This window comes from Streptomyces sp. NPDC048419, from assembly GCF_043200415.1.
In the GTDB taxonomy this organism is placed as follows: Bacteria; Actinomycetota; Actinomycetes; order Streptomycetales; family Streptomycetaceae; genus Streptomyces.
The window spans coordinates 467,879-482,157 of record NZ_JBICXT010000001.1; the positions used below are offsets into that span (position 1 = coordinate 467,879).

Here is a 14,279-nt window from a genome sequence, read left to right on the forward strand (position 1 = left end):
TAGACTAGCTGAAAACCTAGAGCTCCTAGGTTTTGCTGTTCGCAGGAAGGCGTTCGCATGGTCCGAGCCGGTCTCACCCCCGAGCGCATCGTCGCCACCGCCGCGGATCTCGCCGACGAGGCCGGGTTCGAGAACGTCACGTTGTCCGCGCTGGCCCGCCGGTTCGGGGTCAAGGACGCGAGTCTGTACTCGCATGTCAGGAACCTTCACGACCTGCGGACGCGGATGGCGCTGCTCGCCGGGGCCGAGATGATCGACCGGATCGCGGCGGCCGTCGCAGGCCGGGCCGGCAAGGACGCGCTGGCCGCCTTCGCGGGGGCGTACCGGGAGTTCGCGCTGGAGCGGCCGGGGCGGTACGCCGCGACGCAGATCCGCATCGACCAGTCGCTGGTCGCCGGCTCCCCCGTCTTCAGGCGCACCGCCGAGATCACCTACGGCATGCTCCGCGCCTACGGCCTGAAGGAGCCCGACCTCACCGACGCCGTACGCCTGTTGCGCAGCACCTTCCACGGCTACTGCGCCCTGGAGGCCACCGGCGGTTTCGGCGCCCCGCGCGAGGTGCGCAAGTCCTGGGACAAGGCCGTCGACGCCCTGCACATCACGCTCGAGCACTGGCCTCGCGAGGAGGAGGAGAAGGACAACGATGACTGACATCCACTACGACGTCCACGGAACGGGGCCGGTCCTCCTCGTCGTCCCCGGAGGCGCCGGGCATCCCATGGGGCTCGACCGGATGACCGACGTGCTCGCCGACCGGTTCACCGTGGTGACGTACGACCCCCTCGGGCTCGCCCACGGGCGGCTCGGGGAGCCCGTGCCCGACCAGCGGGTGGAGGCGTGGAGCGACGGGGCGCGGCGGGTGCTCGACGACGTGCTGCCCGAGGGCGAGTCGGCGTACGTCCTCGGGACCAGTTCCGGCGCGATCGCCGTCCTGGACCTGCTCGCCCGCCATCCGGAGCGGCTGGGCCACGTCGTCGCGCACGAGCCGCCGTGTGTGGGAGTGCTGCCGGACGGGGCGCGTCAGCAGGCCCTGTTCCGGGAGGTGTGCGACACCTATCGCGCGGCCGGGCTCCAGGCGGCCGGCGCCCGGCTCGGCGCCGTACTGACAGAGACCGCACCCGCTCCGCACGTCGATCCGCAACCCCTCACGGAGCAGGAGGAGTTGGCGAGCCCCATGGCTCTCTTCCTCGCCCGTGTACTGCGGAACTTCACCGCCTACGCCCCCGACCTCACCGCGCTCGCCCGCACCTCCGCCCGCCTCACGCTCGCCGCCGGCTCCGACTCCCGCGGTCAACTCCTGCACCGCACCGCACAGTTCCTCGCCGCTGAGACGGGCCGCCGTTTCGTCGAGTTCCCCGGCGGGCATGTCGGCGTGGCCGAGCATCCCGTGGACTTCGCCGGACTGCTCGCGGAGACACTCGTTCCGGTCGGCGGCTCACAGGCCCCGCAGACCACTTAGACTGGAATCTTCGCGGAAGTCACGTGCAACCCCGGGGGAGGGAGCACGCCTTGTCTCAACAGCAGCTGGGACGCCGTCCCTTGAGAACCGACCGTACGACACCACCGGAACCCGGCGGGCCGAGCGAGACCGCGCGCTTCGTCGGCTGGCTGGGGAGTCTCGGGTGTGCGGCGGCCGGGTACGGGGTGTTCCAGTTCCTGTTCGGAGTGCTGCCCGACTCCCTCGGCGGCGAGCCCGCCCGGTACCTGGTCGCCGGGGTCAGCGGGATCGGAACGGGCGTCGCCGCCTGGCTGGCGGCGGCGCTGGTCCGGGCCCGGGGCGCGGCCGGGCCGTCCCGCCCCCTCGTCCGCGTCCCGCCCGCCGCGGAGCGGCTCTCTCCCGGCCCGCTCCCCGAGGTCTTCGCCTCCGCGTACGGCACGCTCGCCGAGAAGATCGCCGTGGTCGACGACCCGGCCCGCGGCCTGCTCACCGGCTGGTCGCACTCTCTGAGCGAGTCGGGACCACTCCGGCCCACCTCCGTGGGCACCGCGTACGGCCTGCACATCATGCTCGACCTCGGCGTGCCCGACGGCCGGCTGCGCACCGGCGACCTGGTCGACACGCTGTGGCGGCTCAGACTGTCCGACGGGGGCTGGTCGGCGCGGTCGCAGGGGGCCGAGGCCCGGCCCGAGGTGACGGCGCTGGTGCTGGGTGCGCTGGCCCGGGCCGGGGTGTCCGGCGAGCGGCTGGCGGCGGAGGTGGGTCACTGCACGGATGCGTTCACCCATGAACTCGACCGCGCCGGGCGGGAGTCGACGCATGTCGTGACGACCGTGCTGCGCGGGCTCATGCGCGCCGCGCCCGAAGCCGCCGTACTGCCGCCGCTGCGCGAGGCCCTGGCCGACGGCGCGATCGGCGACGCCCGCCGTGAGCACCTGCGCTGCTGGGGATACCGGCTCGACGCGCCGTACGGGCTGCCGTCCGCGCTGCACACCGCGCAGGCCGTGGTGGCGCTGGACCGGGCGGCTGGGGTGCTCGGTGAGGACGAGGCGGTGCGCGCCACCCGGGAGGACGGCGTCCGCTGGTTGCTGACCTGCACGGACGCTCCCCATCACCGATGTAAGGATCTGCGGAACCTGCGCGAGGAGGTGCGACGTCCGCGCACCGACGACCCCTCGCGCCACGAGGTGCTGAACGTACGGCACTTCACCGCCTCCTGGGTGGTCCGCGCCCTGATGACACCCGGCGCCCGCGAGGTCGCGGCACAGGACGGACTTCAGGAGGCATGGCGGGAGCGGCTGGACGGGGCCGCCGCCGCGGTGTGGGCCGGGCAGACCGACGGCATCTGGTCCTGGGGGCTGCCCGACGGCGGCGAGCTGAGGCAGCCCATGTGGATGACCTATCAAGGACTTTCGGCGCTGCGGGCCCATGCCGTATGGATGTATCAGCCGGAACAATGAACCCGGGCCCTGGGCGACCAGGGCCGGAGGTGGAGGAAAGTGCATGGGCGGTCGGCAGGTTCTGGAAGCGCGGCGGCTGCTGACCAGGACGCTGGACGGTGATCTGCCCGAGCACGAACTGGTCGCGGCGGCCCGCTCCGTCGTCGCCGAACTCGGCTCCCACGAGCGGCTGTTGGAGCTGGTCACCGATCTCGCCTCCGGGGAGGGCGATCCCGAGGGATGCGCCCGGCTGTCGTACCGGCACGTCCTCGGCTTCGACAAGCTGCTGCTCGTCGACGACGGACCGCGCCATATGCTCCGCGTCCATCTGTGGCACCGGGGCGCCGGCGCGATCGGCGAGGAGGACGTGCACAACCACCGCTCGGCACTCGCCTCGTACATCGTCCGCGGGCGGCTGTCGATGGAGCTGTACGAGGTCGGACCCGATGGTGACGGCGGCATCCCCACCGCCCGTTACGAGGAGTCGCTGTCCGAGCGGACGGCGGACTGGCTGCTGGAGCCGGCCGGTCCGGCACGGCTGCGGCTGACCCATGTGGGGCAGTACGCGGCCGGCAGCGCGTACGCCCTGCCGGCGCACACCCTGCACCGGGCCTGGTGCGACACGGACGAGCCGACGGTGACCCTGTTCCTGGAGACGGGGCCCGGACGACGGCCGCACACCGATGTGTTCACGGCGGCGGGCCCGCATCCGGGGGCGGTGGCCAAGGTGCCGCTCGGTGTGGACGACTATCTGGGAGCCCTCGGTGGGCTCGCCGAGCTGCTCAGGAGGTCGTGAACGCCTGGTCCACGATGTCGAGGTTGTACGCGTCGATGTCGACGGTGGTCAGCTCCGAGCGCGCCAGCCAGATGTGATCCTGGTCGGCCCGGGGCAGGGTGATCTGCCGGCTCAGCGGCCTGACCAGGAAGTTCTCCTGCCAGTTCTTGACCTCGTGGCCGCGGTACTCGCTGAGGAAGGACGACTCGCCGACCTTGCGGACGATCTCGCCGAGGAGCCCGGTCTCCTCCTTCAGCTCACGCAGCGCGCCGTCCTGGGCGCTCTCGTCCGGTTCGAGCTTGCCGCAGGGGACGCCCCAGACGCGGGGCAGGAACTTCTCCGTCTCACTGCGGCGGACCAGCAGCACTCTGCCGTCGTCGTCCATCACGACGGCTGCCGCCAGCCGCTTGTCGCCGGGGATGTCCATGTCCATGGTTCCTCGGTCCCTCGCCGGAGATGAGTCCAAAGGGTCTGATACCCACGAAAGTACCCACCGTACCAAGGAGTCACCGTCCCGCGCTGTGAGCCGGGTCGCTCCTCCGGGCCCAGCTGTCCACCTTCGCGTACGCCGGTGCCGTGCCCTGCGGTGCCCGGCCTGCGCGGATGTCCGCGACCGTCTCCAGGGCCGCGCCCAGGGCCCGCCGGTACAGCAGCGAGCCGAGGCTCACGCGCCGCACGCCGAGGTCGGCGAGCTGGGGAAGGGTGGGACCGGTGGGTGAGTAGAGGATGTTGAGGGGAAGGTCGCCCAGGTGCGCGACGAGACGGGCGATTTCGCGCGGGTCCGTCAGTCCGGGGACGAACACCCCGTCGGCGCCCGCCTCCCGGTAGGCGTCGAGCCGGGGCAGCGTGCCTTCGCCGTCGCCCGACCAGTGGGTGTCGGTACGGGCGTTGACGAAGAGGTCCGGTGCGGCGGCCTTCACCGCGGCGATCTTCGCGGCGTGCCGTTCGACGGGGCCGAGGCCGTCCTCCAGATTGATGCCGACGGCTCCGACGGCTGCCAGCTCGCGCGCGAACTTGCCCACCTCCTCGGGGACTTCACTGAAGCCGCCCTCCGCGTCGACGGACAGCAGGAAGGGTGCCGTGCCCAGGGTGAGCGCGAGCCGCAGGGTCTCGTCACGGGTCGCCGACGTCCCGTCGGGCAGGCCGGCGGCAGCGGCGACGCCCAGGCTGGTCGTCGCGACGGCGCGGAAGCCCTCGGCCGCGAGCGCCGTGGCCGAGGCATGGTCCCACGCGTTGGGCAGCAGCAACGGCTCGGCGGTGTGGTGCAGGTCGGCGAACTCGGTCATGACAGATCGCCCACCGAGTCTGCGTAGTAGGTCGATCCCTTGAGATGCAGGGCCAGTTCGCGAAAGCTCCAGCCCTCGCCGGGCGAGCGGTCCAGCTGCTCCTCGGTCAGGGTGTCGAGACGGTTCGCCCAGATGCGGGCGAGGCGGCTCAGACGGCTGCGGGCCTCGTCGAGGTCCGCCTGGGTGAACGGCGCGAGGTCCGCCTCGGTGGTCACCATGGAGGCGTGCCAGTGGTCGGGCTGCGGCGCTTCGCCGGCCAGCCGGGCCTCCAGCTCGGCGAGATGGTCGACCAGGTGGTCGGCGACCCGTCGGATCGCCTTGTGCGGGGTGTAGACGCGGTCGTCGACGTGGGCGGGCCTGCCGTCCCAGTTCGTCCAGCCGGCGGCCAGTTCCAGGACGTGGCCGACCATGCCGGTGACGGCCTGGGCGGGGGTCTCCTGCGAGGTCTCGGTCATACCGGCACGCTAGAGCCGTATTGCTTCGGCGCCCGCCGAAGTGTCCCGGCGTGCGTCAGTTCCCGCGCTCCGCCGCACTCCGCTCGACACAGAACTCGTTGCCCTCGGGGTCGGCGAGGACGACCCAGCCCTTGCCGTCGTCGGTGCGCCGGTCGTCGAGGAGTGTGGCGCCCAGGGCGAGCACGCGGGCGACCTCCTCGTCCCGGGTGCGGTCCTGCGGCTGAAGGTCGAAGTGCAGCCGGTTCTTGGCCTTCTTGTCCTCCGGCACGGTGACGAAGAGCAGGCCGGCGCCCTCGATCAGCGCCTCCGGGTCGCCGGGGTGGTCGTCCTCGTGCAGCGGCCGGCCCAGCACCTGGGACCAGAACTGGGCGAGGGCGTAGGGGTCGGTGGAGTCGAACGTGGTGTGACGAATGGCGGAGGTCATGGGAGGGATTCTCAGGTGCGCCGGACGGCCGCGGCAACCGAGATTCGGTTCACCGGGCGTCCGCCGGCACAACTTCCACCGCTGAGCCGTCCCACCGGACGTGCACCTCGGACCTGTCGCTCCACCGCAGGGTCAACTCCCGTTCGCCGTCGGCCCGTACGCTCACCTTCTCCTCCAATGGCACCGGATCCGGCTCCCCGGTCAGCCGGGCCAGCGCGACGAACAGGGTGTCGCCCTCGCCGGTGAGTCCGGTGAGCCCGGCGACCCCGGTGGGCGCCTCCGACAGGCCCACGGCGGGCAGCAGTTCGGCGCGCGCCCCGTCCGAAGCCGCCCACCCCGTCACCCGCACCGGCGTTGCGGGCCGCGCGCCCGCGACCAGATGAGCCCGCACTTCCACGGCTCCCCGGGCCAGCACCACGCTCGTCACCGTCGCTCCCCCGCCGGCCGTGTGCCGCGAGGCCACCCAGCCGTCGCCCACCCCCAGGGGCACGATCTCCGTGCGGCCCGGGTCGTCGCCGACGATCACGCTGTTGTCGTACGACGACGACGGCTCCGTCACCGTCGAGTAGGCCAGGCGCGTGTAGTACGGGTCGTAGCGGACGTCCTCGCTGCCGTGATTGTGGAGCCGGACGAGGCCGTCCGAACGCGTCGACTGCAGCAGCCAGTTGGGGGCGGAGATCGCCGTGAGCGCGTCGGAGCGCTCCGCCGGGCCCGGCTCCTCCTGCGCCGTCCACACCGGGTGGTCGCCCGGGAGGAGCAGCCCGAGGAAGCCCTTGCTCGCCCAGTATGGCGACGCGGGGCCCGAATAGCCTTGCAGGAGCGCCGTGCTGGGCCCGTGCCAGCCGAGTGTGAGCAGGCCGCGGGAGTCCACGGCGCCCCGCTCCACGAAGTACTTCAGCGCCCCGGAGGCCAGTCTGCGCGTCTGTCCCGGCGGCAGCGGCGTATGCCCTGTCAGCGCGCCGAGCCACAGCGGGGCCGTCGTCGCGAAGCGGTAGGTGAGGCTGCGGCCCTGGTGCATCGGGGCACCGTCGGCGCCGAACAGCCGGGCGTAGTCCGCCAGATGGCGGGAGAGCCGGCCGCCGTAGCGGTCGAGCAGGTCGGCGTCGTCCGCCAGCCACGCGTGCAGCACCGGATAGAGGTGCATCGCCCAGCCGTTGTAGTAGTCGAACTTGCGGCCGTCGCCGTCGGTGTACCAGCCCTCCCCGACGTACCACTCCTCGATCCGCGCGAGGCCACGCTCGATCGCCTTGCGGGAGGCCTCGGGCTCGTGGCCGACCTCCTGGAGGAAGCCGCCCACGGTGACCGGGAACAACTCCCAGTTGCAGGGCCAGGCTTCGGCGGTCAGCGCGTCCCCGAGCCAGGCGGCCGCCCGCTGCCGTACGCCGTCGTCGAGACGGTCCCAGAGCAGCGGACGCGTCAGGCGCAGGGCGAGGGCGATCGACGCCGCCTCTACCAGCGGCTGGCCGCGGTTTTCGACCCGGGGCCAGACGCCCGCGACACCCGCCGCGAGTCCTTCGGCGTACCGCTGGAGCACCGTCTCGTCCCGGCGGAAGGCCGCGGCGAGCAGCGTACGGGCGTAGCCCTCCAGACCGTCCGAAAGCCGGCCCGACCAGCTCGGGTGGTCCCCGGGGAGGTCGTAGAGCGCGCCGCCCTCGGTCGCGTACGGCTCGACCGCGGCGAGCAGGGAGTCGGCGGCGGCCTCCCAGTGGGCGCGGGTGTATCCGGTGTGCGGGCTGAGCGTGCGGTCGTCGGGCGGCAGCTGCATCGGCTCTCTTTCACGGCGTACGGCCTCAGGGCGTACGGCGGCGGACGAAAGGTGAGACCTGGGGCGCCCCGGTTCCGGTCGAGACGCCCCAGGGGTTCATCCCACCCGCACAAGGCCCTTCGGCACCAGATGCTGGGCGACGAGCGCGTCACGGACAAGCCCTGCGTACACCGTGGCGCCGTGGGCGGACGTGTGGGTGTTGTCCTTCTTCTCGTTGTAGAGGTAGATCGCCTTGGAGCCCTCGACGCCCAGGGACTCCACCAGTGTCTTCGTCCGCGCCGTCAGGTCGATGAGCGGTACGCCGTGTTCCGCGGCGACCGAACGGATGACAGCAGGATGGTCCACGCCGAGGCTGTTGACCAGCAGGGCGGTGCCGTTGTTCAGAGTTCCGTCGGCGTTGAACCAGCGCCGCACGATGGGGGTCACCAGCACCGGACGTCCGCCCTTCTTCCGTACACCGGCCACCAGTGTCTCCAGATTCGCGCGATACGTCGCCCCGTCGGTGGTCTTGTCATTGTGGGCGAGCTGGATCAGGACCAGGTCACCGGGGCGGATCAGCGGCTGAACGGTGGCCCACAGCTGCGGATTCCCCAGATAGGTGACCGTACTCTCCCCGGAATCGGCGTAGTTGGCGACGGACAGGCCTTTGTGCAGGTACTGCGGCAGCTGCTGGCCCCAGCCGGAGTACGGGTCGGCGGGCTGGTCGCAGACGGTCGAGTCGCCGACCAGCAGGATCTGGCGCGTGTGCCGGGCGGGGGTGACCCGGATGTCGGCGAGCGCGGGCGCCGGGCCGCCGATCGCCAGATCCAGGCCGGGAGTTCCCTGCGGGCCGGTCGGTTCGCCCTCGGGTGTGCGGACGTTCACGGTGAAGCTGCGGGCGACGTGCTCACCGGCCGCGACCGGTGTCTCGGGCAGCAGCGAGCGGCGGGTCTCACCACTGACGGCGGTGCTGGAGGCGGTCCCACCGCCGAGCAGGACCCGGACGTCGTACGTGCCGGGCGGGACGTCGAAGTGGCAGGCGGTGGCGGTGCAGTCGGCGATGCCGAGGGTCTTCGGACCCTCGTGCGCCTGGGCCGGTACCGCACCCAGACCGGCGCTCAGTGTCAGCGCCGCCAGCACGGCGAGGTGCAAACGTGGGTGAAAACGTCTCATGCGCGCATCCCTCCGGGGATCGACCGGACGACAAGGCCTGGCGGCAGGGACCGTACCGCCGTACGGGAAGCGCTTTCTAGTCATTCGACCAAATCCACAAGACTGCCGACTTCCTGCCGTCGAAAGCCCTTTCGCGAATCCGATTCGACTGTCACTCTCACAGTCACTTGCACTCCCGCGCACCCCGCGCCCCCCACCTGGCTTCAGAAGGAGGCACCCCCCATGTCCGACCCCGCGAACAGACCGGTCGGCCGCCGCACCTTCGTCCTCGGTTCCGCTGCCGCCGCCGGCACGGCCGCCCTCTCCGGCCCGCTCGCCGGGCGGGCGTCCGCCGCGGGCTTCGGCTGGAGCGACGACGGCTCCGACTACGTCGTCGACACCGGCGCGAGCCTGGTCCTCAAGGTCAGCAAGACCAACGGCGATCTGACCTCGCTGGTCTACAAGGGCACGGAGTACCAGGGCTACGGCGGCAAGAACTCGCACGTCGAATCCGGCCTGGGCACCTCCACGGTGACCATCCGGCAGTCGGGTTCGACGATCCTGGTCTCCGTCGCCCACGGCACGCTGAAGCACTACTACGCGGCACGCAGCGGCGAGAACAACGTCTACCTGTGGACCGACAAGGCCGACGACTCGGTGAGCGCGACCCGGTACATCGTGCGCGTCAAGGCGGGCATGTTCCTCAACGACGAGCCGGACTCGTACACCTACGCGCCCACGACCATCGAGGCTTCGGACGTCTTCCGGAAGTCCGACGGCCAGACCCGCTCCAAGCACTACTCGAGGCTCCGGGTCGCCGACTACGACTACGTCGGCTGGTCGACCGGCAGTGCCGGCCTGTGGATGGTCCGCAGCAACCACGAGAAGGCTTCGGGCGGCCCGTTCTACCGCTCCCTGCTGCGGCACCAGAGCGCCGACGGCGGCGGTCTGTACGAAATCCTCCACTACGGCGAGAACCAGACGGAGGCCCAGCGTTTCGGCCTCCAGGGCCCGTACGTCATCGCCTTCACGGACGGCGGGGCGCCCTCGTCCGCGCTCTACCACGCCACCATGGACACCTCGTGGGCCGACTCGCTCGGCATCTCCGGGTACGTGGCGGCGAGCGGGCGCGGCCGGGTCGCGGGCGTCGGGATCACCGGGCGCGACATGGCGTCCCCGTACACGGTCGGGCTCGCCGACCCGGCGGCGCAGTACTGGGGTTCGGCACGCGTCTCGGACGGCTACTTCTCGATCGGGGGCGTCCTTCCGGGGACGTACGCGCTGACGGTGTTCAAGGGCGAACTCGCCGTCCTCACCAGCTCGGTGACGGTCACGGCGGGTGCCACGACCACCCTCAACACCCTGGCGATCCCGTCCTCCAACGACCCGAGCAACGCGAGCGCGATCTGGCGGATCGGTGACTGGAACGGCTCGCCCAGCGGGTTCAAGAACGCGGACCTGATGACGTACGCGCACCCCTCCGACGTGCGGGCGGCGTCCTGGACCGGGAACGTCGTCGTCGGCAGCGGCACCGAGACCTCGGCCTTCCCGTGCTACCTGTGGAAGGACGTCAACAGCGGCGTCGCCGTCTACTTCAGGCTGACCGCCGCCCAGGCCGCGGCCGCGCACACCCTGCGCATCGGCGTGACGACGGCCTACGCCAACGGCCGGCCGCAGGTCGTCGTCAACGACACCTGGACCTCCGCCGTCCCCTCGCCGCCAGCCCAGCCGGGCACCCGGTCGCTGACCGTGGGCTCGTACCGGGGCAACAACCACACCTTCACCTACAGCGTTCCGGCGTCCGCCTGGCTGACGGACACCGGCGCCTACAACACGCTGAAGATCTATGTGGCGAGCGGCTCGGGGTCGACGTCCTTCCTGAGCGCGGGCACGTCGATCGACGCGATCGATCTGCTGATCTGACGTCAGTTGCCGCGCGTCCACTGCTGGTTGGAGGCCCCGTTGCAGGTGTACGTGATGATCGCGGCGGAGTTGGCGGTGGACGCGCCGGACACGTCCAGGCACTCGCCGCTCGCGCGGGACCTGAGCGTGACGTAGGAGCCGGACGTGGTCGGTGACCACTGCTGGGCGGTGGCCGAGGAGCTGCAGTTCTCCTGGGTGACGGTGCTCGCGTCCTCCTGCACGCACAGGGAGCTGTTCCTGACCATCAACTGGTAGTAGCCGCTGCCGACGGACCTGAACCAGTACTTCTGGTTGGCGCCGCCGTTGCAGTCGTACTGCTTGAGCTGGGCGCCCTGCCACAGCGACTGGCCGGTGACGTCGGCGCACCTGCCGCTGTGCCGGGCGATCAGCGTGTTGTACGTGGCGCCGGTGCCGGTGACGGTCCCGGCAGCGGTGTCGACGGTGACCTCCGGGGACCAGGACATCGACATCGAGGTCGAGTTCGGGAAGGCCAGCGGCAGCCACACGTACCGCGAATCGTCGACGGTCCCGCCGAAGGAGTTGCCCCAGCGGTCGCCCATGTAGAGGTACGAGGTGCCGGACGTGCCCGTGACCGGGAGGACGTACGCGGTCTGGGAGTCGTACGCCGTGGAGTCGCCGACGTTCGTCCACGCGGTCCACGGGCCGGAGAGCGAGGTGGCGGTGGCGTACTGCTGCTGGTTGGCGCTCCAGCCGGTGGCGCCCGAAGTCAGCATGAAGTACACGCCGCCCCGCTTGAAGAGCGCCGGGGCCTCGCGGTGCCCGCCCGGCCAGGGGTTGGCGACCAGGCTGTCGATGCCGGTGTAGTCGGCGGTGAGCTTGTAGATGTGCAGGTCGTAGTTCTCGTTGGCGGCGGAGACCATGTAGCCGGTGCCGTCGCTGTCGACGTAGGTCGTGATGTCCCGGGACATGGAGTCGCCGAGCGGGCGGAAGCTGCCCTGGTAGGTGTAGCCGCCGTCGACCGTGGACGAGACGGCGACGGCGGCGCGGGCCTCGCTGTAGTCGACGCCGTTCTCCTTGTGCATCCACATCACGAACTTGCCGGTGGAGGCGTTGTAGACGACCTTGGGCCGCTCGATGTAGGCGGTGCCCAGCTCCGCGGCGGACGACTGGGTCAGGACATGGTTCCTGAACTCCCAGTTCTTCAGGTCGGTGGAGCGGTAGGCGTCGACGTACCTGAAGGTGTTGTCGGCGTTGCGGTCCTCGCCGAACCAGTAGTAGTAGGAGCCGACCTTGATGACCCCGCCGCCGTGGGCGTGGACGATGTTGCCCGAAGTGTCGGTGAACTGAACGCCGTTGGTGATCGTCCGGGCGGCGGCCTGCGCCGGGCCCGCGGTCGCGAGGGCGCCCGCGAGCGCCAGGCAGAGGGCGAGCAGCACCGCGTACACACGTCTCATCTCACACACTCTCCTTGGCCTCAGCCGGCGGCCGTGCCGGCCGCCGTGTCGGCGACGGGTATGCCGAAGTCCGGGGTGCCGTCCGGGTTCCATCCGAGGTTCTGGATCCGGGTGTGGCGGTTCGGGTCGTTCAGGGGGTCGCCGGTGATCTCCTTGTACTGGCGGGCGTGGTAGACGAGGACGTCGCTGCGGCCGTCCTCGGCGACCGTGAAGCAGTTGTGGCCGGGGCCGTACTGCTTGGTGGTGTCGTTGCTGGTGAAGACGGGGACGGGCGACTTGGACCAGTTGGCGGGGTTCATCAGGTCGGCGTCCGCGTCCACGGTCAGCAGGCCCATGCAGTAGTGGTGGTCCGTGGCGGCGGCCGAGTACGACAGGAAGATGCGGCCGTTGCGGGCGAGCACCGCGGGGCCCTCGTTTACCTTGTAGCCGACGCACTCCCAGTCGTACTCCGGTATGGAGAGCCGCACTTGGGGTCAGGCCAGGGTCCACGGGTTCGCCATCTTCGACAGCCACAGGGCGGTGTTGTTGTCCATGTCCGGCTCGTGCTGGGCCCAGACGAGATAGCGCGTGCCGCGGTGGGTGAAGGTGGTGGCGTCGAGCGAGAAGGTCTCCCAGGCCGTCCTGATCCGGCCCTTCTCCGCCCAAGTCCCCTTGAAGGGATCGTGGTCGGCGTTCTCCAGGACCCAGATGCGGATGTCCCACACGCTCTCGGCGGGCGCGGACGCGAAGTAGATGTACCACTTGCCGCCGATGCGGTGGATCTCCGGGGCCCAGATGTGGGCTCCCATGGCACCGGTGGCGTGCTTGGTCCAGACGACGGACTCTGCGGCGGTCGCCAGGCCGTTCAGCGTGCGGGAGCGGCGCAGGATGATCCGGTCGTACTCGGGGACGGTGGCCGTGAAGTAGTAGTGGCCGTCGGCATGGCGGTGGATGTACGGGTCGGCGCGCTGACGCACGAGCGGGTTCAGGAACGGAGCCGGCCTCGGCGCGGCCGCCGCCACGGCCGGGGTGGCCGCCAGGGCGCCCGCGGCGAGGGCGGCACCCTTCAGCATCAGGCGGCGACTCGGGGGCTCGGGGAAGTCGTCGTTGCGGCTCATACGGCTGCCTCTCGCGGGGGCGGGGGGATGCAGAGCTCGTTCGAGATAACGAACGCTATCTGCCATTACGAACGTCGAAAAGGTAGAGGTGCGGCGCAACGAGGTCAACGGGTCCGGCGGGACCAATAGACAGCGCTTTCCCCCCTGTTCGGCACGTGCTCACAGGTTCGGCTACCGTCAACCGCATGACCAGCACGAACAGCCTTGCCGCAGCCCTCGCCGCCGGGACCGTCGTCCTGGACGGCGGCCTGGCCAACCAGCTGGAGTCCGCCGGGTACGACCTGAGCGACGAGTTGTGGTCGGCACGGCTGCTCGCGGACCGGCCGGAGGCGATCGTCGAGGCGCACCTCGCGTACTACGAGGCGGGCGCGGACGTGGCGATCACGTCGAGCTACCAGGCCACCTTCGAAGGCTTCGCCAAGCGGGGCATCGGCCATGACAGGGCCGCCGAACTCCTGGCCCTCAGCGTGGAGTTGGGGCGCACGGCGGTGCGGCGGGCCCGGGCGAAGGGGATCGCGCGGCCGCTGTGGGTGGCGGCGTCCGCCGGGCCGTACGGGGCGATGCTCGCGGACGGGTCCGAGTACCGGGGGCGGTACGGCCTGAGCGTCGACGAGCTGGAGCGTTTCCACCGGCCGCGTCTGGAGGTGCTCGCCGCGGCCCGTCCCGACGTACTGGCGCTGGAGACGGTGCCCGACGCCGACGAGGCGGCGGTGCTGCTGCGGGCGCTGCGGGGGCTCGGCGTGCCGGCCTGGCTGTCGTACTCGGTCGCGGGCGGCCGCACCCGCGCCGGCCAGCCCCTGGAGGAGGCCTTCGCGCTCGCCGCCGAGGCCGACGAGGTCATCGCGGTCGGCGTCAACTGCTGTGCCCCCGCGGACGTCGGCGGCGCGGTCGGGACCGCCGTACGCGTGACCGGCAAACCGGTCGTGGTCTATCCCAACAGCGGCGAGGCCTGGGACGCTGTGGCCCGCGCCTGGGACGGCCGGGCGACCTTCACCCCGGACGAGGTCGCCGGCTGGCGGGCGTCCGGCGCCCGGCTGATCGGCGGGTGCTGCCGGGTGGGACCGGAGGCGGTCGCGGGCATCGCGCAGGCCTTGCGGGGCTGAAACGGGGCCGGACGCCTTCGGGATCTTC

Annotated in this window: 13 protein-coding genes and 1 pseudogene; 6 read left to right on the plus strand and 8 right to left on the minus strand. The window is 71.2% G+C overall.

Annotation, left to right across the window (positions count from 1 at the left end; translation table 11 throughout):
- Positions 1-57 precede the first annotated feature (57 nt).
- The 4 genes from ACGFYN_RS02030 to ACGFYN_RS02045 are packed head-to-tail and all read left to right on the plus strand — an operon-like array spanning position 58 to position 3,673.
- Entirely contained in the window at positions 58-651 is a 594-nt protein-coding gene (locus ACGFYN_RS02030; RefSeq protein ID WP_393863769.1) for a TetR/AcrR family transcriptional regulator, read from the plus strand.
- Complete coding sequence (locus tag ACGFYN_RS02035; RefSeq protein WP_393863770.1) at positions 644-1,459, plus strand: alpha/beta fold hydrolase; 816 nt, start codon at positions 644-646, stop codon at positions 1,457-1,459. Before ACGFYN_RS02030 ends, ACGFYN_RS02035 begins: the two co-directional genes overlap by 8 nt.
- A gap of 50 nt (positions 1,460-1,509) precedes the next feature.
- Positions 1,510-2,898 (plus strand): hypothetical protein, encoded by a 1,389-nt coding sequence (locus ACGFYN_RS02040; protein WP_393863771.1) that lies wholly within the window; start codon positions 1,510-1,512, stop codon positions 2,896-2,898.
- Between the two features lie 43 nt (positions 2,899-2,941).
- The gene (locus ACGFYN_RS02045; protein ID WP_393863772.1) at positions 2,942-3,673 is read left to right on the plus strand and encodes a hypothetical protein; all 732 of its coding nucleotides are present in this window, start codon (positions 2,942-2,944) and stop codon (positions 3,671-3,673) included.
- Here ACGFYN_RS02045 and ACGFYN_RS02050 read toward each other — a convergent pair.
- The 6 genes from ACGFYN_RS02050 to ACGFYN_RS02075 form a co-directional block, all read right to left on the minus strand.
- A complete protein-coding gene (locus tag ACGFYN_RS02050) occupies positions 3,660-4,079 on the minus strand; it encodes an NUDIX hydrolase (RefSeq protein WP_393864145.1) in 420 nt (139 codons plus the stop codon). The genes ACGFYN_RS02045 and ACGFYN_RS02050 overlap by 14 nt on opposite strands.
- 79 nt (positions 4,080-4,158) lie before the next feature.
- Positions 4,159-4,938, minus strand: a complete 780-nt coding sequence (locus tag ACGFYN_RS02055) for an isocitrate lyase/phosphoenolpyruvate mutase family protein (protein ID WP_393863773.1) — start codon at positions 4,936-4,938, stop codon at positions 4,159-4,161.
- Complete coding sequence (locus tag ACGFYN_RS02060; protein ID WP_393863774.1) at positions 4,935-5,393, minus strand: hypothetical protein; 459 nt, start codon at positions 5,391-5,393, stop codon at positions 4,935-4,937. The genes ACGFYN_RS02055 and ACGFYN_RS02060 overlap by 4 nt, the downstream gene beginning before the upstream one ends.
- Before the next feature lie 55 nt (positions 5,394-5,448).
- On the minus strand, positions 5,449-5,817 hold the full coding sequence (locus tag ACGFYN_RS02065) for a VOC family protein (RefSeq protein WP_393863775.1): 369 nt from the start codon (positions 5,815-5,817) through the stop codon (positions 5,449-5,451).
- A 49-nt stretch (positions 5,818-5,866) separates the two neighbouring features.
- On the minus strand, positions 5,867-7,582 hold the full coding sequence (locus ACGFYN_RS02070; RefSeq protein ID WP_393863776.1) for a DUF2264 domain-containing protein: 1,716 nt from the start codon (positions 7,580-7,582) through the stop codon (positions 5,867-5,869).
- A 96-nt stretch (positions 7,583-7,678) separates the two neighbouring features.
- Positions 7,679-8,734: a rhamnogalacturonan acetylesterase gene (locus tag ACGFYN_RS02075; protein ID WP_393863777.1), complete on the minus strand. Its 1,056-nt coding sequence runs from the start codon at positions 8,732-8,734 to the stop codon at positions 7,679-7,681.
- A 222-nt stretch (positions 8,735-8,956) separates the two neighbouring features.
- Between ACGFYN_RS02075 and ACGFYN_RS02080 the strand changes: the two genes are divergently transcribed.
- Positions 8,957-10,636, plus strand: a complete 1,680-nt coding sequence (locus ACGFYN_RS02080; RefSeq protein ID WP_393863778.1) for a rhamnogalacturonan lyase B N-terminal domain-containing protein — start codon at positions 8,957-8,959, stop codon at positions 10,634-10,636.
- A 2-nt stretch (positions 10,637-10,638) separates the two neighbouring features.
- On the opposite strand, the gene ACGFYN_RS02085 is transcribed toward ACGFYN_RS02080, so the two are convergent.
- Positions 10,639-12,051: an RICIN domain-containing protein gene (locus ACGFYN_RS02085; RefSeq protein ID WP_393863779.1), complete on the minus strand. Its 1,413-nt coding sequence runs from the start codon at positions 12,049-12,051 to the stop codon at positions 10,639-10,641.
- A 20-nt stretch (positions 12,052-12,071) separates the two neighbouring features.
- Positions 12,072-13,148, minus strand: a pseudogene (locus tag ACGFYN_RS02090) (family 43 glycosylhydrolase).
- A 185-nt stretch (positions 13,149-13,333) separates the two neighbouring features.
- On the opposite strand from ACGFYN_RS02090, the gene mmuM reads away from it, so the two are divergent.
- On the plus strand, positions 13,334-14,251 hold the full coding sequence (mmuM, locus tag ACGFYN_RS02095) for a homocysteine S-methyltransferase (RefSeq protein WP_393863780.1): 918 nt from the start codon (positions 13,334-13,336) through the stop codon (positions 14,249-14,251).
- Positions 14,252-14,279: the final 28 nt, after the last annotated feature.